The sequence below is a fragment of the Conexibacter sp. W3-3-2 genome (genome assembly GCF_009707605.1).
GTDB classification, from domain to species: domain Bacteria; phylum Actinomycetota; class Thermoleophilia; order Solirubrobacterales; family Solirubrobacteraceae; genus Paraconexibacter; species Paraconexibacter algicola.
Window position 1 is genome coordinate 105232 of record NZ_WLYW01000002.1, and the last position, 21574, is coordinate 126805.

General features: G+C 72.4%; 19 protein-coding genes. 2 read left to right on the plus strand and 17 right to left on the minus strand.

The genetic code is table 11. The features are described 5' to 3' along the window. Positions 1–190 precede the first annotated feature (190 nt). The 14 genes from GKE82_RS23755 to GKE82_RS23820 all read right to left on the minus strand — a co-directional run bounded on the left by GKE82_RS23755 (position 191) and on the right by GKE82_RS23820 (position 17735). Positions 191–1732, minus strand: a complete 1542-nt coding sequence (locus GKE82_RS23755) for a hypothetical protein (protein ID WP_154735425.1) — start codon at positions 1730–1732, stop codon at positions 191–193. A gap of 16 nt (positions 1733–1748) precedes the next feature. Then, complete coding sequence (locus GKE82_RS23760) at positions 1749–2339, minus strand: hypothetical protein (RefSeq protein WP_154735426.1); 591 nt, start codon at positions 2337–2339, stop codon at positions 1749–1751. Continuing rightward, positions 2336–3172, minus strand: a complete 837-nt coding sequence (locus GKE82_RS23765; RefSeq protein ID WP_154735427.1) for a hypothetical protein — start codon at positions 3170–3172, stop codon at positions 2336–2338. The genes GKE82_RS23760 and GKE82_RS23765 overlap by 4 nt, the downstream gene beginning before the upstream one ends. 34 nt (positions 3173–3206) lie before the next feature. Continuing rightward, positions 3207–3935 carry a hypothetical protein gene (locus tag GKE82_RS23770; RefSeq protein ID WP_154735428.1) on the minus strand — a complete coding sequence of 243 codons (729 nt, stop codon included), beginning with the start codon at positions 3933–3935 and terminating at the stop codon, positions 3207–3209. Continuing rightward, a complete protein-coding gene (locus GKE82_RS31045; protein WP_154735429.1) occupies positions 3932–5950 on the minus strand; it encodes a peptidoglycan recognition family protein in 2019 nt (672 codons plus the stop codon). The genes GKE82_RS23770 and GKE82_RS31045 overlap by 4 nt, the downstream gene beginning before the upstream one ends. Positions 5951–5969: 19 nt before the next feature. After that, a complete protein-coding gene (locus GKE82_RS23780; RefSeq protein ID WP_154735430.1) occupies positions 5970–8789 on the minus strand; it encodes a VirB4 family type IV secretion system protein in 2820 nt (939 codons plus the stop codon). Positions 8790–8802: 13 nt separating this feature from the next. Then, on the minus strand, positions 8803–9204 hold the full coding sequence (locus GKE82_RS23785; protein ID WP_154735431.1) for a hypothetical protein: 402 nt from the start codon (positions 9202–9204) through the stop codon (positions 8803–8805). A 58-nt stretch (positions 9205–9262) separates the two neighbouring features. Next, entirely contained in the window at positions 9263–13324 is a 4062-nt protein-coding gene (locus tag GKE82_RS23790; protein ID WP_154735432.1) for a hypothetical protein, read from the minus strand. 108 nt (positions 13325–13432) lie between these two features. Next, positions 13433–13873 carry a hypothetical protein gene (locus GKE82_RS23795; protein ID WP_154735433.1) on the minus strand — a complete coding sequence of 147 codons (441 nt, stop codon included), beginning with the start codon at positions 13871–13873 and terminating at the stop codon, positions 13433–13435. Positions 13874–13919: 46 nt separating this feature from the next. Then, positions 13920–14939: a hypothetical protein gene (locus GKE82_RS23800; RefSeq protein ID WP_154735434.1), complete on the minus strand. Its 1020-nt coding sequence runs from the start codon at positions 14937–14939 to the stop codon at positions 13920–13922. 183 nt (positions 14940–15122) lie between these two features. Next, complete coding sequence (locus GKE82_RS23805) at positions 15123–15974, minus strand: sigma-70 family RNA polymerase sigma factor (protein WP_154735435.1); 852 nt, start codon at positions 15972–15974, stop codon at positions 15123–15125. Next, on the minus strand, positions 15971–16390 hold the full coding sequence (locus tag GKE82_RS23810) for a hypothetical protein (RefSeq protein ID WP_154735436.1): 420 nt from the start codon (positions 16388–16390) through the stop codon (positions 15971–15973). Before GKE82_RS23810 ends, GKE82_RS23805 begins: the two co-directional genes overlap by 4 nt. Positions 16391–16437: 47 nt before the next feature. Continuing rightward, positions 16438–16893, minus strand: a complete 456-nt coding sequence (locus tag GKE82_RS23815; protein WP_154735437.1) for a hypothetical protein — start codon at positions 16891–16893, stop codon at positions 16438–16440. 68 nt (positions 16894–16961) lie between these two features. Continuing rightward, positions 16962–17735 (minus strand): thermonuclease family protein, encoded by a 774-nt coding sequence (locus GKE82_RS23820; protein ID WP_154735438.1) that lies wholly within the window; start codon positions 17733–17735, stop codon positions 16962–16964. Positions 17736–17918: 183 nt separating this feature from the next. Between GKE82_RS23820 and GKE82_RS23825 the strand changes: the two genes are divergently transcribed. Both GKE82_RS23825 and GKE82_RS23830 read left to right on the plus strand, forming a co-directional pair. Beyond that, complete coding sequence (locus GKE82_RS23825; RefSeq protein ID WP_154735439.1) at positions 17919–18323, plus strand: hypothetical protein; 405 nt, start codon at positions 17919–17921, stop codon at positions 18321–18323. Continuing rightward, on the plus strand, positions 18236–20209 hold the full coding sequence (locus GKE82_RS23830; RefSeq protein WP_154735440.1) for an AAA family ATPase: 1974 nt from the start codon (positions 18236–18238) through the stop codon (positions 20207–20209). Before GKE82_RS23825 ends, GKE82_RS23830 begins: the two co-directional genes overlap by 88 nt. Before the next feature lie 20 nt (positions 20210–20229). On the opposite strand, the gene GKE82_RS23835 is transcribed toward GKE82_RS23830, so the two are convergent. Genes GKE82_RS23835 through GKE82_RS23845 form a run of 3 tightly spaced genes read right to left on the minus strand, consistent with a single transcriptional unit; the run spans position 20230 to position 21573 of the window. After that, positions 20230–20817, minus strand: a complete 588-nt coding sequence (locus GKE82_RS23835) for a hypothetical protein (protein ID WP_154735441.1) — start codon at positions 20815–20817, stop codon at positions 20230–20232. Beyond that, positions 20814–21119: a hypothetical protein gene (locus GKE82_RS23840; protein ID WP_154735442.1), complete on the minus strand. Its 306-nt coding sequence runs from the start codon at positions 21117–21119 to the stop codon at positions 20814–20816. Before GKE82_RS23840 ends, GKE82_RS23835 begins: the two co-directional genes overlap by 4 nt. A gap of 4 nt (positions 21120–21123) precedes the next feature. Further along, positions 21124–21573 (minus strand): hypothetical protein, encoded by a 450-nt coding sequence (locus GKE82_RS23845; protein ID WP_154735443.1) that lies wholly within the window; start codon positions 21571–21573, stop codon positions 21124–21126. Position 21574 lies beyond the last annotated feature (1 nt).

Genomic DNA, 21574 nt, shown 5'->3' on the forward strand with positions numbered 1-21574 from the left:
CATCTGCACGGCCATCTCGCGCAGAGGGCGCATCGACCGCGGCGCCACGCCGCGCGCGAGCTCGCTGACCCACTCCTGCGAGAAGACCGGGAGGTGATCGGCGGGCGGGACCGGCAGGCTGGCGGTGGCGTTCGGGGCGAGCATGCCGGCCACCTTAGGGACTGCCCCGAGCATCGCTCGGTAGGTCGGTTCACCCGCGGGCGGGCTGGATGCGGCGGCGCAGGCGCTCGCCGAGATCGGGGAGGCTGACGCGGGTCGGATCGGCGGGAAAGGTCGCGGGCGGTCGCTCGGGGTCGACGTGCAGCATCTCGGCCGGGATCGCCAGGCGCGGGATCGTCGAGCGGTGGTGGCGGACGCCCTCGGGGTTGTTGCTGGGCAGGCTCCACAGCACTGCGACCTCGGCGGCGCTGTAGACACCGCGCACCACGTTGGGCAGCGGCGCTGGGGTGGCGTCCAGGAAGCGGTCCAGGTGGGTGCCCTGGCGCGGCGCCATCGAGAAGGTCTGCTCGTGCAGCGAGTTGTCGCCGCCGGCAGCGGTGAGCGTCGCGGCGATCTCGGCCGCGGACTGCTCGTCGTCGGCCACGACGCGGATCTCGACGCACAGGCGGGCCCCGGTGTGCAGTTCGGCGCCGGCGCGGAGCTCGCGCTGGTCCAGCGGTCCTTGGAGTCCGGCCTCGGGCAGACCGTAGGTGCCGGCGCGCACGACCTTGTTCTCGTGACGGCGGTAGCGGGAGCGGGCGAAACGGGCGACCAGGGGGTTGGCCGGGGTCAGGATGAGCTGTACGGCGCTGCAGCCGGGGGCGCGGCCCATCGCGTGGGCGATGGTGTCGGCGAAGACCTCGTCGCGTACGTCGCCGCGCAGCTGCAGCGCGAACGCCAGCGAGCGGTCCTTCACCAGGCGACGGACGGCGCGAGGCCGGTGGATCTCGGTACGCGTGTACTGCTGCAGGGTGCGGTACTGCCCCTCGTAGGTCTTGCCCAGGCGGGCGCCGGCGTAGACGCTGGCGAGCGCTCGGTCGACCTGAGGCAGGAGGCTGCGGTGGCAGGCCACGACCCACTCGACGCGCGGCTGGCCGTCGAACGGGCGGTGGTGCAGCTCCAACGCGATCCACGGCTGAAAGGTCAGGGCGCGCTCCCACCACTCGCGGCGCAGCAACGCATGGAGGTTGGCGATGAGTCGCACGACCGCGTCGGGTGCCACGTCGGTGTCGGCGCCCATCTCCAGCGGGAAACGCTCGATCGGGTAGGACGCGCGTCGTCGCAGGCGCGCGATGCCCAGAGCGGCCGCGGCCGCGCCGACGATGACGATCGGGACGAGTGTCCAGCGCAGCAGGAAGCCGAACGGGGCCCAGACCGCGCCGGCGACGCGCGCGGCGAGCCCGGGCTGGTCCTCGGCGGCTCGTTGTTCGTCGGCCCGGGCGCGAGCTTCGAGCGCCGCGGCCTGGACGGGTGCCGCGAGTGTCGGATCGACGCGCAGCTGGGTGGTCGGGTCGACGGGTGGCGCGACCGGGAGGGTGATCGTGCCGTCGGCGCTCACGGTCACGGGCGTCTGGTAGCGGCGTTCGTAGTCGAGGGTCAGGCGCTTGGTGGCCTGGGCGGTTTGCGCGGCCAGGTCTCGTTCGCGGGCGCTGCTATCCAGGCCGTTGGAGATCGTGCCGAGCGCGGCGATCGCGGCGATCACGCTGACGAGAAGCCCGCTGGAGAGCAGACCGGTGAGGAGGATGCGGCGCACAGGGACCTCCGGCGGGTTAGTGGCTGAGGACCTCGAGCCAGTTGCTGGCGAGCAGCAGCAGCAGGCAGGCTCCGATCTCGGCGGCGATGCGCGCGGGGCGCGGTCGGCGGGTGGGCATGGTGAGGGCCAGAGCGCATGCCAGCGCGTAGGCCGACGCTTCGAGCGGCAGGTGCGGCATCACCGAGGTGATCATCCGATCGCCGTAGGCGACGATGCCGGCGCCGACGGCGCTCATGGAGACCGCCACCGGGATGAGGGTGATCGCGGCCAGGGCGCTGGTCCAGCGACGTCGCGCGCGGCGTGAGCTGTTCGCGTTGAGGACCAGGTGGCTGGCGAGCAGGCAGATGAAGGGGGCGAGGACGAAGCGGCTGTTGTGCCCGGCGATCTGGGCGGCGCCGACGATGCCGTGGTGGTCGATGCCGCCGAAGCCGAAGCCGAGGAGGTCGCGGGTCGTGGCGGGGCCGACCGCCGTCGCGGCGAGAGCACCGATCGCGACCGCGCTGAGGTTGAGGGCCCACCAGGCGGCCATGGCGGCCGGGACGCTGCTGCGCAGGAGGTGGCGGGATCGGCGCAGCGGCGCGGTGAGGATGACGGTGGCGGTGCTCATGCGGGGACGTTGATCGGGAGACGGTGTGCGAGGGCGGTGAGGGCGATCTGCGTCTCGGTGATCGCCTCGATGGTGCTGGCGCGGTCGGCCGCAGGCGCATGAGCGACGGACAGCAGCGCGGCGCCCATGGCGTCGGCGAGGCCGCGCAGCGCCTTGACGGGGGTCGGGCCGCCCAGCCGCTCGCGGGCTACAAGGACGCGGGCGCTCGGGGAGCTGGCGACGTGCTGGCCCCAGATGATCCGCGCGGAGTGGATCCCGGCGTTGGTGGGGTTGACGGTCCACAAGGCCACGTCGGCTGCCTGCATCACGGCGCGGGCCAGGGGGCTCGTGACGGTTGCGCAGTCGACGATCGTGGCGCCGTGGTTGGCGCGCAGGGTGGCGAGCAGCCCGCGGGTCGGGTGCTGAAGCGCGGCGGGGTGTGGCGGCACGTCCGGGTTGCTGGACGGGTTGCAGATGGTGCGCAGCCGGAAGTCGCTGCTGCCGTAGAGCGGGCGCGGGAGCGGCTGGCGCGTGGCCATGAGGTTGGAGATCGCTCCGAGGCCGCAGGGGTTGGTGCTGGCGCAGCGGGCCTCCATTGCTCCGGGCTGGCCGCTGGCGTCGGCCAGGACGATCGGGACCGAGGACTCGCGGGCGACGGCGGCGGCCAGCGTGTGGGCCAGGAACGTCGCGCCGGTTCCGCCGTGCAGCGCGCCGACGGCGATGAGCGGCCCTCCGGGCCGGTCGCTTCCCAGCCCCAGCTCGCTGACGCTGCGGGTGCGCCGTCGGCGGGGCTTGAGCGTCAGGCGGCTGTCGGTGAACGCGTCCATGTCCGGGGATGCTTCGGTGGTGCTCACGGTTGGGGACGGTTGCATGGGGGTGAGCATTGGGTCACCCATTGCGGAGACGGGTTGTGTCGAAGGTGGTGGCGCTCTGCTGCTGGCGGGGCTCCCAGTAGCTGACGATCCAGCGACGTCGGGGGGTGCGTTCGACCACGACGGTGAACGTCAGGTACTCGCTGTCGGGTTCCTCGGGTACCTGCGGTGTGCAGCGGCGGCTGATGGTCGTGGCATAGACCCAGGTGCCGCCGGGCAGCGGTTGGCGGACGATGAGCGGCTCGAGGTCGGCGGCGAGGAGGCGGGCGGTGCAGCGCACGCGTTGGCGCGTGACGCGCGGGGTCAGCGGGTCGGTCTCGGCGAGTTGGAGTTCGCGGTAGGCGCGTCGGTCGGTGAACGCTCCCAGGGCGCGAAGCGCGCGGGCACGCGCACCCGCCTGGTAGGTGAACCGTGCGGGGATGAAGTCGCGGGCGGCGGCGGTGCGGCTGGGGTACCCCAGCGGGCGCAGGTCGGTTGGGCGGACGCTGGCTCGTGAGGGGATGGGATCGGGGGGCTCGTCGCCCACGCCGCCGGTGCCCTGCAGCCTTTCCGGCGGGTTGTCCTGCTGCTGCTGGCGGGCACGTTGGTCTTGGCGCTGCTGCTCGGTGGCGCGCGCCTCGCGGCGCTCGGCCTGGTCGGGGGAGGTCGACGGGAGGCCGACGACGACCGCCAGGAGGATCGCGGCCAGGAGGCCCGCGACGGCGGCCAAGAGCTCGAGCTGGCGCTGGTGGCGTTGGCGATTCACGGCTCGTTCCCGGGGGCCTTGGGGTGCGTGATGGTCATGCCGTTCATGCCGCCGCTGGGGTTGGAGCCCCAGCGCGGGCCGGAGCCGGGCTTGCCGGCGCGGCCGGTCGAGGACCCGGTGTTCAGGGCGACGCCCGCGACGATGATGTAGACGTGGGCGGGGCTCGACACGAGCGTGACCCACTTGCCCTGGCCGGGCCGGTAGGGGGCGCGGCCGAAGGCGCTTGAGTGTGCGGGCCCGCCGAGGCCTGCGGCGGCGAGGACCGCGCCGGTGGCCCCGGAGCAGTCGAAGCCGGGGCCTTGGACGATCCCGGCCGCGCAGTTGGACTGCGGGCGTGCGCCGGCGCTGATGCCGTTGGTGGCCACGCCGGCTTTGCCGTGACCGCCGCCCCAGCAGTAGCGGTAGCGGTTGATGCGGTTGCCTTCGCGGATCATGGCCTTGACGTAGTCGGGAGCGTCGGCGGGGGCGGCGACGTCGCCGTTGTCCAGGATGCGGGCTCGGGTGCCTTCGACGATCTGCAGCGGCCCGCCGGGGTCTGCCCCGTCGTCGGGGGCGTCGTCTTCGGGGCCGCAGCCGCTGGGCTCGTCGCTGCTGGTCGCTGGGCGATCGCCCAGGCGCAGGCCGCCGTGTTCGTCGATGTAGCGGTTGAGGTCGCGGTGCAGCGTGCGCATCTCCTGCGCGGTCCAGTCGCTGTGGGTCTGGGTCGCGAGGCGGGGGTTGTTCTCCTTGTGGAGGGGGCTGCTGGTGTTCTGGTTGTGGCCGATGACGTTCTCGGGGCTGATCGAGAAGCGTCCTTGGAGCCAGGCGAAGAGCTCGATGACGGCCTCCCACTGGTCCTCGCGCTCGATGATCTCCTGGGTGTTGCGGCCGACCATCTCGACGCCGATGGAGACGTGGTTGAGGCCGACGGTGTGTCGTCCCATGAGGTCGAGCGGGATGAGCTGGTAGATCGTGCCGTCGCGGTCGATGACGAAGTGCGCGACGACGCCGGGCTTCTCCTTGAGCTCGCGGTCGGGCCGGTTGGGCAGGAACGTGTCGCGGGCGGATTGGTAGGTGCCCCCGGCGGTGTAGTGGGCGACGATGACCTTGGGGTCCAGTCGGCTTGAGTTGATGCCGTAGTGGCGGTTGGCGTAGGCGCGCATGTCGTTGCGGCGTGCTTGGTCGAAGGGGATGAAGTCGCGCACGATGCGCGGCTTCGGGAGGCTGCTGTCGGCGGGGGTGTCGGCAGGGCGCTGGGGTGTCGGGGCGGGTGTGCCGTCGGTGCGGGCGGCGCGCTTGGTGGCCTTGAGCAGCAGACGGGCGCGCGGCATCGCGGCGGCGTAGCGGCCGCGGTAGGCGGCGGCGGGACGCTGGACGGCGGCGGCGAGGGCGCCGGGGTCGGGGAAGCGGCTCTCCAGACGGCGGGCCGTGCGGAAGTAGCTGCGGGCCGCCTCGCGGACGTTCATGCGGTTGATGCCGCCGTTGGTCCACTCGGGCAGGTCTTGCTGCTGGAAGACGCCGACGCTGGTGGCGGTGCGTCCGGGCAGGTTGGGGTTGGCGCCGTTGTCGGAGCGTTCGGCGGGGAGGTTGCGCATCTCCACGCCGCCGCCGGACTCGACCATCGCCACGCTGAAGGCCGAGAGGATGAGCCGCTCGGAGACGCCCAGGGCGGTCCCCTCGGCGAGGATCTTGGCCGCGATCTGCTCGGTGGTCAGATCGGTCGCGTCGTCGGGGCCACCGCCGCTGACCTCGGTGAGCGGGGTGCCCGGGCCGCAGGAGCCGCTGGCCTCGTTGGAGGCCAGCAGCAGGATCGGGCTGACGAAGAACAGCAGGAACGCGCCGACGATGTACGCCGGCACGCTGAGGCTGAGGTAGGCGGCGACCAGCGCGTTGCGGGTGCGTCGGCGCGGGTGTGGTGGGGCGGGGCTGACGTCGTCTGCGGTGTGTGCGGTGGGCGTTGAGCGGCCCGCCGACGGGGTGGCGCCGGTCTGGCTGATGCGCCCGGCGGCGCCGGGGGGAGCAGGCGGGGTGCTCACGCGCTGCGGCGGGTGGGGTTCAGCGTCCGGCCGCGGAGAGCGGGTGGGACTTGGCGAGCGCGTGGATGGCGCGCCAGGGGTCACCGTTGCAGCGGCGGATCATCTCGTCGCGCAGCGCCATCTCGGGCACCTCGCTGGTGGTCATCCACAGCTCGCGCTCGCCTTGGAGCAGGAGCAGTTCGCCGCGGCCTCGCGCACTGATCATGTAGGCGCGGGCATGGTGGCCTCGCAGCGTCTTGAGTCGGTGGATGCGGGCGATCTCGGCGTCGGTGAGTGAGAGGACCTCGCGGACCTTCTCGAGCTCGTCGGCGGTCTGGTGCAGGAACAGCTGGATGCTGCTGTTGCGCACCAGGCCGATCGCTTCCGGGGTGCGCGTGAGGTCGGTGAGCTGCTGGGTGATGACGACCAGCAGCATCTGGGTGTGGCGGGAGCGGCGGGCGAGCCAGTTGAGGTACTCGCCGGTGGCCGGGTTGGCCGCGAGGTGCCATGCCTCGTCGATGACGAGGAAGAACTTGCCGGCGAAGGCGCCGGACTGACCGGCGACGGTCGCCTGTCGGCTCATCGCGTGGTTGCGCGCGACGAGCTCCTGGACGTACTCGACGAGGATGAACATCGCCGGGGTGAGGACCTCGCCGGGGATCTTGGCGGTGTCGAACACGACCAGCGGCGGGTTCTGCGTGTCGATGCTGGAGGTCTCGTCGACCAGCCAGGAGTAGGACTTGCCGTCGCAGTAGATCTCCAGGCGCTGGGCGATGGCGCGCAGCTCGCGCGCCGCCTGCCCGCCTGTCGGATCCTCGGCGGCTTCGCGGGCCATGCGCATGAGCTCGTCGCGCAGCATCCGTTCGCGCGGCTGCGCCAGGGCGGTGAGGCGTCGCAGGTCCTCGGAGTCCTGGGAGGGTCCGTACTCCTGGCGCAGGCGGCGGATGCGCTCCTGTGCGCGAGCGCTGATGGCGTAGACGTTGCGGATCGCCTGGTCGAGATGGCTGCGATCCGACGCCGTGATGATGCCGCTGCAGCGGTCGCTGATCAGCAGCGAGTGCAGCTGCACGAGGAACGCGATCTTCTCCGCGGTGACGCTCGCGGGGTCGGCCACGTCCCAGGGGTTGAGGGCGGGCATGCGGCCGGTCTCGTCGGGGGCGCCGAGGGTGATGTGGCGGGCGCCGGGGACGAGCTGGGTCAGGAGCTTGAAGTGGCCCTCGCTGCGGTCGATGATCGCGCCGCGGGCGCCGAGCGCCAGGCAGCGCTGCAGGATGAGGTTGACCGTCGCGGTCTTGCCCGTGCCGGACTGCCCGTTGACGAGCATCACGTGGTTGGGGTGGGCGCGGTCGAACGGGTCGAGGTTCTCCATGGTGCGCATGGGCTCGCTGTAGCCCAGCGGGAAGCCGCCCGGGGATCCGAAGGTGCTGGCGCTCATCGGGATCATCGAGGCCGCGCTGGTCGATCCGTACTTGCGGGTCTTGCGGGGCATGTCGCGTCCCAGCGGCAGGTTGGCGGTCCAGAGGTCGAACTGCTCGAACTCGCCCTTGCCGATGGCGATGTTGGTGTGCTTCTTGATGGTCTCGGCAACTTCGGCGACGGTGGCGGCGAGCTGCTGGGCGTTCGGCCGAGGCCCGGGCTGGCGGACCGTGTGGTAGTAGGAGATCTCGAAGTTGGTCTCGTGCGGGCTGCTGGACATGGTCGCGACCTGCTCGGCCTTCTCCTGCTCCTCGAGGATGCGGTCGACGTCGGGCGCGCCGACACGGGTGCGGTTGGCGCCCCACAGGACCTTGTAGCTGCGGTTGGCGCGGCGCTGCTCGCGGGTGCGGTCCAGTGCATGGACGAAGAGGCTGCTGATGAACGGCTGCGGGGAGGACATCGCGGCCGTCAGCCACTGCTGCATGGTCTGGCTGGCGGTCGTGCGGGTGTAGATGGTCTGCTCGAGGTCGTCGTCGACGTAGGCGAGCTTCACGCTGCGCTTGAAGTCCACGGCGGAGCCGGCGATGAGCGACTTCAGGCGCTCCGCGCTCTCCTTGGCGGCATCGGCGCTGATCGGCCCGTCGAAGTCGGTGAGGATCTCGGCGCTGAGGCTGCCGGCGTCATGGCCCTTGTCGGCCATGGACGGGTTGAAGCGGGCCCACAGCAGCGCGGCGACTTCCTCGCCGGCGAGCTGGCGGACGGGGAGACCAAGGCCTTCGAGCTCGGCTCGCAGGCCGTTGGTGTGCGCCAGGCTCTCTTGCACGGCGCGACGGTGGGTGTCGATGCGGCGGTTCAGCGGCGCGCGGTCGGTGCTCAAGCGGCCGGTGAGCATGTAGCGCATGCCGTTGGTGACGCGGCCGTCGCTGGGGGTGAACGGGCACACCACGTAGGTGCGGAAGCGAACGGCGGCGACGCTCAGGGACCAGCGGTCAAGGCCCTCGTGCATGGCGCTGTAGAGCTGCCAGCGCGCAACGCCCAAGCGGTCGTCTCGCTCGACGGCTTCGCGCGGTTCGCCGTGCATCCGCGCGATCTCCTGGGTGAGTGGGTCCGTCACACGGTCCAGGGCGACGGGCCGGGACTCCGTGTAGATCTGCACGGTCTGTCCGGCGCTGAGGCGGCCGATCATGTTGCGCAGGCCCTCAAGCAGGATGTCGACGTCGGTCTCCGGCATTACGGAGGTGTTCGGCGGCTGGACCTCCAGAACGCGAACGAATTGGCCTTCGCTGGTGATGACCAGACCGGATCGGTCGATGGCTTCCACCGGCACGAGGTCGCCGGCGGCCGCGAGCCTGCGCTTGTGGGCCTTGACGATCTGCGGCTTGGGGGTCTCGTCGCGGGCGGGGCGAGCGAGCTGTCGGGGGGCGTCGAGCAGCGAGCGGAGCATCAGGGTCCTTGGTTCAGTGGTCGAAGAGCAGGTCGAGGTCCTCGGCGTTGCCGATGGACCGGGCGCGGGCCGCGTCGGTGTCGATGTCGCGGTGCAGGCTGTAGCCGGTCGCGGTGACCGCGTCGGTGGGAACGAACGAGCGCGGTTGCGTGTAGTGCCGCCAGGCCGCGCGCAGCGTGGTGGTGACGCTCAGCTCGAGGTGGTGGCTGGCGATGCTGATCGCGGCCGGTGCGCCGCAGACGTAGATCCCGATGCCGGCGTTGACTGCGATGTGGGCTCCGGCGAGCGGCTTGAGCACCCCGAACCAGACGAGGCCCAGCAGTGCGGAGAAGGCGACGGCGAACCACTGGCCGAGCGTGAGCGGTCCGAGCCGGAGGCCGTCGTTGAGGTAGCGGTATGCGGGGATGACACGCATGCCGGGGACCGTAGGACCCGCCTGTGCAGCGGCCTGCGGTTTGCGTTCACCTCGCGCGCTAGCTGGTGTAGGGGTTGCGGGGCTCGAGCACCTCGGCGACCTTGTCGCGCGGTGGGCTGGCCGGCGCGGCGGGCTCGTGGGCGGGCTGGACCGGCAGTCCGTACTGCGGTCCGGTGTTGGGGCGCCGCGGGTCCTTGGGCTTGAGCGGTGGGCGCTTGGGGTTCACGGCCGGGCCGACCGCGTCGTTGAGATCGACGCCGCGGGCGGCACGGTCGGTCGCGATGACGGTGGCGTCGCGGCGCAGCGGCGGGGTCCCGGCGAACTGGTCCAGGGAGTCGGCGTAGCGCTGCCAGTTGTCGCGTTCAGGGGAGGCGCTGAGCGTGGAGACCTTCGCGCGGGCCAGGACGGCTTCATCGCGCACGCGCTCCGGGGTGAGGGCGTTTGCGCCGGTGGACACGCCGTGCTGCGCGACGTCGGTCAGGACGCCGCGGCGATCGACGGAGTCCGCCGCGCCGAGCATCTCGTGCGCGGCGGTGACGGCCTGGTTGTGGCGCAGCTCGCTCGCGGGGATGCGGCGCTCGTGCTCAGCGATGAAGGCGTCTCCTTGCTCGCGGGAGATGCCGGTGGCGCGGATGGCCTGGTCCAGGGCCGTGCGGTGCGGTGCGACCCCGCGGGCGTCCGGGTCGTAGCTGCCGATGATGTCGTCGACGACACCGGCGCCCTGCGTGCCGGATCCGATCTTCGCCAGCACGGCATCGGCGGGGCCGGCCTGCGGGCCCCCGTATCGGGCGTCGTAGGCGCCCGCGAACGCGCGGAGACTTTCGGCGGTGGAGCCCAGGGTGGTGGCTTGACGAAAGCGTGCGAGGGCGGCGCCGGCTCCGACGATGCCCTGGGCGGGCACGCGGACGGCGGCGTTGGCGCTCTGGGCGCGGGCACCCATCCAAGCGCGTCCGGGCGGGTCGGCGAGGGCGTTGCCGAGCGCTCCCAGCGCGGTGGCCGGGCGCGTCTTGCCGAGGCCGTCGAGACGGTCGGCGATGCTCCGGGTTGCGGCGCCGACCGGGGTGGCCGCCGCTCCGCCACCGGGATCGCCGATCGGTCCGCCGCCGAGTGGGCGCACGGGTCCCGCGGCCGGACCTCCGGCGCCGCCGGTCCGCATGGCCATGCCGACGCCGGCGGCGCGTCCGAGGACGTCGCTTGCGGCGCGCATGCCTGCGTACTGGATGGTCTTGCCCACGGTCCCGCTCATGGGGCCCCGGACGACCATGAGAATGTCGATGAGGCGTGCGGGCAGTCGCAGGCAGAGGTAGAGCAGCGCCAGGGCGACCAGCGGCTTGAACAGGACGGTGTCGAAGATGCTGTTCTCGGCGGCGAAGACCACCCCACCGTCCTTGAGGACCGGATCGGTGATGTCGAAGGTGTCGGTGGCCTGGCTGATCATCAGGCGCACGGAGTCCGCGACCTGCAGGACGGTGGCGGCGACTTCATCGTCGAGATCCTTCAGGCCGTCCTTGGTGGCCTCGATGCCGGAGGCCAGAACGGTGAGCGCCAGCGTCACGGCCTCGCAGTCCTTGGACTGCTGATCTTCGCTGTCGGGATCTTGGCCTCCCCCGCCCTCGCGTCCGGGGTCCTCGGAGTCGGAGGCGGCCTCGCGGGCGCGAGCGACGGTGGCGTCGTTGACGCAGGCGGCGATGGTGTCGCGGGTGGCCTCTTCGGCGTCCTGGCAGCCCGAGCGGGTCGCGCGCAGTCCGGCGCCGCAGCTGTCGCGCGCGTTGCGGCGGCCGATGACGTTGACCGATTGGGGCCCGGGGTTGCGGCGCGCGGCCGCCGCGGCCGCCTCCTTGACGTCCTGGCGTTCGCTGGCCGTCAGCGAGGACCGGAAGAGCTTGCCGGTCGCCTTGATGCGTGCCTGGTCTTCGCGGTCGGTCGCGCGCAGGGCGCTGCTTGCGGCCAGGAGCGCCTTGTCCCAGGCGGCCAGTTCGCTGCGGCAGCGGGGGTTGTCGGCGGTGAGCGCAGCGCACCCGGCGTACATCTCTGCGCGCGAGCAGAAGGGTCCGGCGGTGTACTGGGAGCAGCGGTTCATCAGCGGCCCGAGTTGCGCGTTGAGCCGACGGACGTCCTCGGTGATCTCGGCGCGCGCGGCGGGGATGTTGTCGACGCGATCGCGCTCGCGCTCGCGTCGTTCCTGGTTTTCGCGGATGCGCCGTTCAGCGGAGGCGGCGTCGTTGCGCGTGCCGGGTCGATCGCTGGTGTAGCGCTCGAGCTCGGGGATCTCGGTGAACGCGACGCGGATCTTGCGCGTGAGCAGCTGCAGCTGGCTGGCGATGGTCAGGGTGGCGTCACCGACGGCCTTGGAGTTGGCGGGCTTGACGGTCAGGGCCGTGAGGACGCCCAGGTTGCGCAGAGCGCGGGTCTGCTGGGCGCTGGCGGGTCCGCCCCAGAGCAGCTGCATGGGGCTGACGGCGGTGCGCATGGGCGCGGGGAGCGGTTCGCCGATGCCGTCGCGCACGCCATCGCGCAGGTCTTCTTGGTCGGCCCAGACGAACCGCAGCCGGTCGCACGCTGGCTCACGGACACCGACCTGTCGGGCACAGGCACGCACGATCGTGTTGGGGCTGTTGATCTGGGCGCAGACGGGGACGCTGAGTCCGAAGCGCTGGCAGAGGGCGGTCTGTGCGCCGGTGCGGCGCGGCCAGAGCTTGCGGTCCAGGCGCGCGCCGTCGGCCGGTTCGGTCTGGGAGGGCTTGGCGCGGCGGATTCGCGCGGCGTCGGCGGCGGCTCGGGCGGCGGCCGCGGCCTCGGCAGGGTGGCCCAGGCGGGTGAGGTCGGCGCCGGCGGCGCGCGCGACCTGGTCGGCCTCCTCGGCGCTGGGAATGCGGGACAGGTCGATGGCGGCGAACTCGCTCAGGACGGAGGCCTGCTGGCCGAAGCCGAAGTCGGTGAGACCGCCGGTGCGCGGCGGGGCGGCGGTCGTGGTGGTGCGGGCGGCGCGCGCGAGGGCGGCCTTCTGGGCGGAGTTGGCGGTCAGGGCGCGGTAACGCGAGGTGCCGGTCATGAGGGCGCTGGCGGCGGTGTTCTGGGCGGCCCATGGGACGGGGCCGCCGGGCCAGCTGAACGCTCGGGCGCGGTCCTGCAGGGCTGCGGGGTTGCCGTCGGCGAGCGACTGGAAGGTGGCGGGGTTGCCGTTGCGTCGCTGCTCGCGGCGGCACGGGGCAGACGGGTCGTCGGAGCAGCGTTCGGTGCTGCGCTGCTCCTGGGGCAGGTGCTGCTGGGCTTGCGCGGCTGCCTCCTGGTAGGCGCGGGCGCCGCTGAGGTCGACGCCGACGCGTTCGCTGCTGCCCAGGACGGCCCCGAAGGTCAGGAAGCAGATCGCCCAGACCAGGGGGATCGTGAGCAGGCCCATGAAGGCCTTCAGGGCGGACGAGGCGACGAAGGAGAGACGCTCGATCGGGTAGAGCGCGATGGCCAACGGCATGGCGATGTAGAGCACGTACACGCCGGCGGTGACCATCACCTTCAAGATGAACAGGCCGAGCACCATTGCGACGCCGGCCATGACCAACGGAAGCGCGATGAGGATGCTCAGGGTTCCGGTGGTGAGCGCGGCCACGAGCCCGCCGCCGACGATCGCGGCGATGAGGCCGCCGACCGCGCGCTCGACTTCGTCGGTGACGATGAGCCCGCTGGCGACCAGTGCGAAGGCGTGCATGATCCAGCCAGCGACCGTCGGCCAGGCCAGGACGAAAGCGGCGGCCAGGACGCCGCGCTTCATGGCGTCGAAGGCGCGGGTGATGTCGCCCTCGGCAGTGGCGAGGTAGAAGCCTTGTGCGATCGCCACGCTCAGCGTCAGGCCGATCAGGGCGAGGGCGATCGCTGAGACGACGGCGCCGCCGTCGGCGACGCCCTGGGTGACGGAGCTGGGCTGGCTGATGAGGTAGCTGACGAACCTCTCGGAGACCGTCTCGGGGATCAGCGCGGTGAACAGCTTGCTGATCACGAACGACCAGATCGCCTCAAGGATCTTCGTGAGGCTGAGGCCGGCGACCTTGAGACCGACGCCGGCGGCGCCGAGGCCCGCGAGGCCCAGTCCGACGCGAGCGAGGCCGCCGAGTACGAGAGGCATGAAGAGGGCTTCCGGGGAGGTGGGAGGTCAGGGGGCGGAGCGCGGGGCGGGCGTCACGTCGTCGTGGTGTCGGTGCGCGTTGACGCCCGCCCCGTGCCGGTTTGGCCGTTAGGCGGCGATCTGACCGAGGCTGGCGAGGCCGATGAGCGCGATGATCGCCACGCCCGCGCGGCGGGCGCCGTCACCGCTGCGGCTGGAGAAGACCAGCGACCACAGCGCGTAGCCGATGAAGAGCGGCAGCATGATGGCGGCGGGGATCCAGATCTTGCTGACGATGGCGTCGGTCAGGTTCTGCAGACCGGAGAAGACGCCGCCGAGATCCCCGTCCTTGGCGAAGTCGCCGTTGACGGCGCCGACCTGGGTGTCGTTGGACGGCGTGCTGCCGCCGCCATCACCGGCGATGGCGTCCAGCAGGAAGCGCGGGCCCCCGACCGACAGCGCCGTGAGGGCGAGCATGAGCAGCACGCTTGCCGCGGCGGTCGCGTCGCTGACGCGGTTGATGAGACTGCTGCCGCTGTTGGGCAGCTGGATCGACGGGTTGGACTGCATCGGGTGTGGCTCCTCGTGTTGTTGGTGGTGGTGGGGAAGGTCGGGTTCAGCCCTCGAACGAGAACTCGTCCGCGGGGGCCGGGCTGGGACGCACCGGAGCCGGGGCCGGGCTGGCCGGGCGACGAGCCGGGGCAGCCACCGGGGCGGCGGGCGCTGGGGCGCGTCGCGCGGCGGGGGCGACGGACGGGGCCCCTCGGGGCGCGCGTGCACGGCTGGCGGCGGCGCGGCGCGCTGCTGCGCGCCGCGCGGCGCGGCGGTCGGCGCTGCGCCGCCGTTCGGCAGCGCGGCGGCGCTTGGCCGCCGCCCGCTCCCGTGCGGCCGCACGCTTCTTGGCGGCGGCGCGCTGCGCGGCGCGGTCGGCGGCGGCCTGCGCCTGGGCTTCGCGCTCGAGCGCGGCCGCAGCGCGGTCCGCGGCCGCGGGCTGTGCGGCGGTCTTCTGGGCCGGCGGCGCCTGCAGCTCGGCGGCGCTGGTGGCGGCTGCCGGCGGCTCGCCGCCGCCCAGCGACTTGATCGCGGTGAGCGCCAGCACCCCCACCAGCGCGGCGGCGACAAACGCGACGAGCATGCCCGCCGACGGTCGACGCTGGGCCTCGGGCTCGGGAGCGGGGCGCAGCGCCGACGGGGCGGGCGGGGCCGGCGGCGGGGTGAGGTCCTCGGCGTCGAAGCCGAAGTCGAAGTCCCAGTCCTGGGTGTCAGCGGTCGGCTCGTCGGGTGTGGCGGGCGGATCTGCCGGCGGATCGTCGGCGTTCTCCGGGGTGGGCTCCCCTGGCTCGACGGGGTCAGGGTCGGGGCCGGTGAACGGTTCGACCGGCGCCGGGCCGGCGTCCGGCTGCCCCTGCGGGATCTCCTGCAGCTGCTCGTAGATCGGGTCGGGGGTCTGCAGCGGGTTCACCGGCTCCGGGGCGGCCGACGGTGGCGTCACGGTGGCGTTGGCGGCGAGCGCCTCCTTGGCGAACTGGTCGTGCCAGTCGGCGTCGGTGGCCGCGTCGGTCACCGACGGCTGCAGGGCGTCGAAGTGCCCGAAGTCGTCGCTGCTGTCGGCGAGAGGGTCGTCGTCTTGGTGCATGTCGCGTCGGTCTCCGTGGTCCTGGTTGGCCCCGCAGGGACGGGGCGGCGCGGACCGTACGGACGACCTGCGCAGCGGATGCGCGGTCGCGACAAGCACGGAGGTGAACGCAGTGGTGGACGGCCTCGCGCGGGCGCAACGAAAGAGCCGCCCTGGGGGGCGGCTCTGGCGTGACCGGTACGACTATCTGCGGCGTGTGTCGCCCGGTGGGGCGGCGCGGCCCGGCGGGGGCTCGGGGGCGGGCGCGAGCCGCAGCGCGGATCGCGCCCGGCGAGGCGGCTCGCCCGTTGAGGTAGCCGAGGACTGGTCGGTGGGGACCGCGCGCGGCGTGCACTGCTGGTGGGCGAGCTCGGCGCGGCGGTCGAGGACCAGACGCGCGCACGCGGTGCAGCTGGTGCCGTGCTCGACGGCCTGACGCCAGCGGTCGCTGTTGCGGGCAAGGCGGCCGTCGGCGAGCGCGAGCATCAGCGTGCGGACCTCAGGGATCTCGCAGACGGAACCCTGACGGATGGCGACGAGGACCGCGGCGATCGCCGCGTTGCCGCGCTTGAGCAACGAGCGGGCGGCCTGGTCGGAGATGCCCATGTGCTCGGCGATCTCGATCGGGTTCATGTCCGCGTACCACTTCAGGCGCATGGCGCGCGCCTGCTGGGCGGGGAGGCGGCCGAGCGCCTCGTCGAGCATCCGCAGCTCCTGACGCTTGGCGACCTGCTCGCCGATCGCCTCCTCGCTGCTGGCAGGCTCTGCGGTTCCCTGGGTCCCGCGGTCGGTGATCGGGACCGTCGGGAGCTTCTTCTTGGCGTCGCGGTCGCGGATGATCGAGCGAACGGTCGTCAGGAAGTACGCGCGGAGATGCTCGATCTCCTGGCGGGCGCGCTGGTCGGTGACCCGGACCCACGCCTCCTGCACGATGTCGGCGTACTCCTGCCTGTGCACCGTGGGGTACTCGATCCGCAGCATCTGCTCGGCACGCTGGGTGATCTCGTGGTACTCGCGCTGCGTCGCGGACGCTGCGTCGTGGAGACGCTCGATCACGACGCGAGCCCTTCGGAGCGCAGGAACGCGAGCCGCGGATCGACGTCGCCGTCGTCGGCGGGCAGGCCTTCGGCGTGCGCCAGCAGCTCGCGTGCGTCGGTGGCGTCGACGGACTGCGGGTCGACCGCGACCACGGTCATCGCGGTAGCGCGTCCGATCGCGGTGAACATGGAGTCCTCGTCGTCGGCGGCCAGGCAGAACGCCTCGATGAACTGCGCGCGCAGATCGAGCGTCAGGCCGCTGAGCATCTCGTGGAAGTCCTCGAGGCCGTAGGGGAAGTTCTCGAGGTCGACGAACTTGTCCCAGGCGCGACGAAGGCGCAGCCACTGGCGGGTCGAGACCAGCGTGGCGAACCGTTCGCTGGGCTCGAAGCGGACGGCCTCATGACGCGCTGCGGTGAGATCGAGATCGATCACGTCACACATCATGCCGGGAGCGCGCACAGATTTCACGCTTTTTTCTCTCACACCGAATCCTCGTAGTAGGACATCTCGGTCACCGGGGAGCCGTAGCCGGTGCTCGCGCGCAGCCGCCACACGTCGGCGTAGTGCCACAGCAGCACCGTGGCGGGGACGATCAGGACCGCGAGGTCGCGGACCACGAGGGCGCTCAGGGCCAGGATCCCTGCGATCAGCGGGACGCCGAGGAACGCCAAGGCGACGTGGCCTTCGACGGGCAGCACCAGGCGCGGCCCGTGGCTCCAGTGCCACCCACGGCGGGTGGCCTGCCGGGCCGCGGCGAGACGCGCGCTGACCACGACCCCGACGCCCAGGACGGCCCGCTCAGGGCCACCGATCAGGTCCACGAGCACGAGCGGCAGCAGCGCGGCGGCCGCGACCAGGTGCGCCAGCAGAACGGTGGAGCTGGCGGGCAGCGTGTTGCGCGGGCGAGCGAAGCCGCGGGTCTGGCTGTGCAGCAAGCGGCGGGCTTCGATGCGCTCGCGACGCGACGGGATCAGTCCCGCGCGGAAGGCTCGTCGGAAATCGCTCATTCGCCGGTCAGAGGTCGATGGAAATCGCCTTGGCAGTCCTGGTGCACCGGGCCGCGGCGTTGCACGCGCGCCTCGTCGGCGATGGCGGTGTAGAGCGCGGCCCGGTCCAGCCGCTCGCCGACGAACAGGGTGGTCGCCAGGCCGGCCCGCAGCTGCGCGGCGCCGATGTCCGCGCCGTTCTCCGTGGCCAGGTAGGCGAGCTGGCGCCCGTAGCGGTCGGCGGGCTCGTGCCCCTCGTCGGCCTCGAGCCGGATTGGCGTACCGGCAGGCAGCAGCGCGCGAAGCGCTTGGGAGGCGGCCTGACCGGCGCACTCGGTACGGCCGTGGACCTCCGGGGTGTCGATCCCGAGGATCCGCACACGCGCGGTGAGGGTGCGCGGCGTCGGCTGGGCGGCTCGGACCGACGCCTCGATGGTGTCGCCGTCGATGACGCGCAGCACGGTCGCATTGGGGCTGATGGCCCTGGCGGGACGGTCGGCCCGCGCGCCGAGCTCCTCGGCGAGCTTGCGGCCGTCCGCCACGTAGCCGGCGAGGTTCCCGCGCGCCTCCTTCGCGGCCGCGAGCGCGGAGTCGGTGGCCTGCGCGATCTCGGTGCGCAGGTCCTGAACCCGCGGCTCCTCGCCGCAGCCGACAGTCACGAGGGCGGCGGCCACAGCCAGCAGACGGGACAGGTGAGTTCGGGTCATCGAGGCGCGCACGGTGGCAGGCGCCCGCGCACCAACCACCACTTCCCGTTCACCACACACCCGTTCACCTCTCCCCCGGTTCACCTCTCCCCTCCCCCGGGTTCACCTTTTTCCCTGTTCACCTCTCCCTGTTCACCTTGACCCCGACACTGTTCACCTCATGGCTCGCCTCGCGGTATGTCCGGTTCGCCTGGCGTTCACCTCGCTGCTGGTGTGCGGGTCCGAGCCTGTCGTCTGCGCGTAGGCCGCGACTAGCGTGCGCCGGTGATGGAAGCGGCCGCATTGCCAGACGACGACGCCCTGGACGCGTGGGCCCTGGAGCTGGCCGAGCGCGGCGGGCATGACGCCGTCTACGAGGAGGAAGCCGCCGAACACCTGGCGCTGGAGGAGATCGTCGACCCCGTGCTCGACGCGGTCGACGCGGGCCTTGAGGTCCTGCGCTGTCGGCTCGTCGTGCAGCGCACGCGCTGGTCCAGCCCCGATGGGCGGATGACGGTGCTCTCGGTTCGTCGCGACGGGATCGAGACGACCGCGGTCGGTCCGGGCCTCACGGGCCTGCGTCCGGGGACCCCCTGGACGCGCAGGTGCTGCTCGAGCAGCATCCGCGCCACGGCGAGCAGCTGCGGGTGCTGCGCTTCTCCGTCGGCGCCGACGACCCCGTGCATCAGTTGAGCTCGGTGCTGTGCGAGCTCCCCGGAGTCGGACCCGTCCGCGCTCGCCAGCTGATCGCGCGGTTCGGGGACGCGGTCATCGCCGAGCTCGACCGCGACCCCGCGGCGGTCGCACGGACCATCCCTGCAATCACCGAGACCCAGGCCCGCGCCCTGGAACGGGCCTGGCGGGCGCTTCCGGCGCACCGCGAGCTGCGGTTCCTGCTGCTGCGCCACCGGCTACGCAGCAAGGAGCGGGCGATCCTCCGCGCGCTCCCCTCCGACCCGTTGCAGCGGATCGCGCGTGACCCCTACGTCCTGACCCGGATCTCCGGGATCAGCTTCGAGGCAGCCGACGGCGTCGCGCGCGAGTTCGCCGTCGGCCGGGAGGATCCCAGGCGCGACCGCGCCGCGGTGCTGCACGTGCTTCGCGGCGCGTTCGCTGAAGGCCACGTCTACCTCCCCGCGTCCGTCCTGCGTCGGCGCGTCGAGGCGCTCAGCGGCCGCTACGACGAAGCCGTGGTCGGCCGACTGCGAAGTGCGGGCTCGATCGTGGTCGAGCGCGACCGGCACTATCTCGGCTGGGTATTCGCGCTGGAGCGCGCAGTCTCCCAGCAGCTGGGCATGCTGCTGGCCTGCGGACGACCGCTCAAGCCCGCCAGCCGCGCAGCCGCCGGCGACGTCGTGACGTTGACCGAGCAGCAGCAGCGTGGGGTCGCGCAAGCCTTGCAGCAGGGAGTGTCGTGCATCACCGGCGGGCCCGGATCGGGCAAGACCGCCACGCTGCGCGCCCTCGCCCAGGCGGTCAGCCCGCGCGGCGCGTTGGCGCTGTGCGCTCCGACTGGGCGTGCGGCCCGACGCATCCAGCAGTCGAGCGGCCTGGAAGCGATGACGATCCATCGGCTCCTGGAGTGGAACGCGCGCGAGAACCGCCCCGGGCGTGACCGTCGCACGCCGCTGCGCGAGTACCGCGTCGTGGTCGTCGACGAGGCCTCGATGCTGGACCTGCAGCTGTTCGCGCAGCTCCTCCAGGCGCTCGCCGCCGGAACGCACCTCGTCCTGGTCGGCGACGTCGACCAGCTGCCCCCGGTCGGTGCCGGCAGGCCGTTCGCGGACCTGCTGCGCAGCGGCCGGGTCGCGACGGTCCGCTTGACGCAGGTCTTCCGTCAGGCCAAGACCTCCTCGATCGTCGAGGCGGCGCGGCAGATCAACCGTGGAGCGATCCCGCGCCCGCACACCATCGATCCCGAGCAGCAGGACTGCTTCGTCCTCGAGCATCCGACCGCAAGCTCGCTGGCTGGCGCGGTCGCCGATCTCGTCGCCCAGCGGCTGCCCGTGACCTACGACCTGCACCCCTTGCACGACATCCAGGTCCTCGCCCTGACCCGTCGTGGCCCGGCAGGAACTACGGAGCTCAACGCAGCGCTGCGAGGACGCCTGAACCCCGAGGCGCCGCCCATCAGCGGGCTGCGGGCGGACATCCGGATCGGCGATCGGGTGATCCAGACCCGCAACGACTACGAGCTGTCGATGATGAACGGCGAGACCGCGGTCGTCATCGACTGCGTGCGCAGCCCCGCCGGCGACAGCGTCGTGTTGCTGGACGAGGACGGCCGCACGCTCGAGGTCCCGTTCTCACGATGCGGCTCCCTCGAGCCCGCCTACGCGATCACGACCCACAAGGCGCAGGGCGCTGAGGTTCCCGTTGCGGTCGTGGTCGTGCATGCCGCGGGCACCCACCGAAGCCTGCTGTCGCGCAACGCCGTCTACACCGCGATCACGCGCGCGCGCGAGCTCTGCGTCCTGGTCGGTGATCCGGCCGCGATCGCGCAGAGCGCCAGCACGCCGCTGGGAGCCGACCGGTTCTCCGACCTCGCCGGACGCCTCCAGCGCGAGCTTGTCAGCTGACGGCTCGCGCGCGCCGGCGGTCAGCGCGCGCGGAGCTCGCGGTGGCGTCTGTCGCGCTCCAGGAGGGCGTGGGCCTGGTCCAGGGTTCCGAGGGCGTTGAGGTGGCGGGTCTGGTGGGCGGGGATTCCGCCGCGGTGCTCGGCGGTTGCCCAGTGCGTCAGCCAGGAGGCGCCCATCACGAAGGCGCTGGCGCCGTCGTCGTCGGTCCAGAGTCGTGGTGCGTCGTCGCGTTCGGTGAGCACGACGACCGCATAGATCGGTTGGACGTAGGTGCTGAGGCTGTCGTAGAGCAGGGCTGCCTTGCTCTGGGCGACGGCGAGATCGTCCAGAGACCAGTCGCGTCCGCGCGTTTCCACGACGATCAGCGCGCGGGGCCCGGCGAGGATCCCGTCGAGCAGGGTGGAGGCGATCTGGACGTCCAGGGCCGCCCACCAGCCGGCGGTGCGGGCGAGTTCGGTGAGGTGCGGCGCGAGCGCGCGCTGGACGCGGTGCCGTGCGCGGGCGCGGAGTCCGAGCAGTGCGAGGTGCTCGAGGTCGCGCTCAGCGACCTCGAGCGCCGGGATCGGCTCCTGTGGGCGACCGGGGTAGTGCGCCTCGCTGAAGCTCATGCCGCGTCCGCCATGCTCGCGTGAGCGGTGCTCGCCGTGGTCGGTCTGGGCGTCCAGGGGGCGACGTAGACGTTGCTGCTGGCGGCTTGCAGCGCGCTGAAGCCGCGGCGGTCTGCCTCGAACTCCCCGCGGGCGGCCATCGGCCGCCCGTCGGGAGTCCGCGTCGGGGTCCTGCGGGATCGGACGTTGACCACGAGGAGGATGAGGACGAACGCGATCACGCCGAACGGCAGGAGCGTGCTGGTGCTGTCGTAGGGGTTGGTCAGCACGTCCCCCAGCAACTCGAGCGGCCCGGTCGGCATGAGCTCAGGCGGCCTCGGCGACCGCCGCAGCGGCCACCGGGGCGACCGGCGGGCTGTCCGTCGTGGCCTGGCCCGGTGTCGGCTGGTCCTCGAGGTGCTTGGTGAGGACGCGGCGGTACTTGGGGCGCAGCGCGTCCTGCGGGCCTGGGAAGCGCAGCCAGATGCCGTTGTAGGCGTCCTCGTCGGGCTCGCCCTTCTTGCCCGGGAGCACCTCGCCGGTGTAGAGCAGGCCCCACTCGACGAAGCGCCCGTGACGGGCGGCGAACTCCTGGGCGCAGGCCTTCACGCGGTCGTAGGTGTCCTCGGGGAAGTCCTCCTCCTGGACGAGCTCGAGCCGGTGGTTGATGTCCTGGACGTCGAGCTCCAGGGCACCCCATTCCTCGAACCGGTCGGCGCTGACACGGCGAGCCTGGCTGGGCGGGGTGGGAATGGGTTCACGGGTGATGCGTGGCATT

Coding starts and splice junctions, on each gene's coding strand:
- GKE82_RS23760 (WP_154735426.1), bottom strand. CDS start 2,339: ATGAGCACCGCCACCGTCATCCTCACCGCGCCGCTGCGCCGATCCCGC.
- GKE82_RS23780 (WP_154735430.1), bottom strand. CDS start 8,789: ATGCTCCGCTCGCTGCTCGACGCCCCCCGACAGCTCGCTCGCCCCGCC.
- GKE82_RS23785 (WP_154735431.1), bottom strand. CDS start 9,204: ATGCGTGTCATCCCCGCATACCGCTACCTCAACGACGGCCTCCGGCTC.
- GKE82_RS23790 (WP_154735432.1), bottom strand. CDS start 13,324: ATGCCTCTCGTACTCGGCGGCCTCGCTCGCGTCGGACTGGGCCTCGCG.
- GKE82_RS23795 (WP_154735433.1), bottom strand. CDS start 13,873: ATGCAGTCCAACCCGTCGATCCAGCTGCCCAACAGCGGCAGCAGTCTC.
- GKE82_RS23800 (WP_154735434.1), bottom strand. CDS start 14,939: ATGCACCAAGACGACGACCCTCTCGCCGACAGCAGCGACGACTTCGGG.
- GKE82_RS23825 (WP_154735439.1), top strand. CDS start 17,919: ATGGAAGCGGCCGCATTGCCAGACGACGACGCCCTGGACGCGTGGGCC.
- GKE82_RS23835 (WP_154735441.1), bottom strand. CDS start 20,817: ATGAGCTTCAGCGAGGCGCACTACCCCGGTCGCCCACAGGAGCCGATC.
- GKE82_RS23840 (WP_154735442.1), bottom strand. CDS start 21,119: ATGCCGACCGGGCCGCTCGAGTTGCTGGGGGACGTGCTGACCAACCCC.
- GKE82_RS23845 (WP_154735443.1), bottom strand. CDS start 21,573: ATGCCACGCATCACCCGTGAACCCATTCCCACCCCGCCCAGCCAGGCT.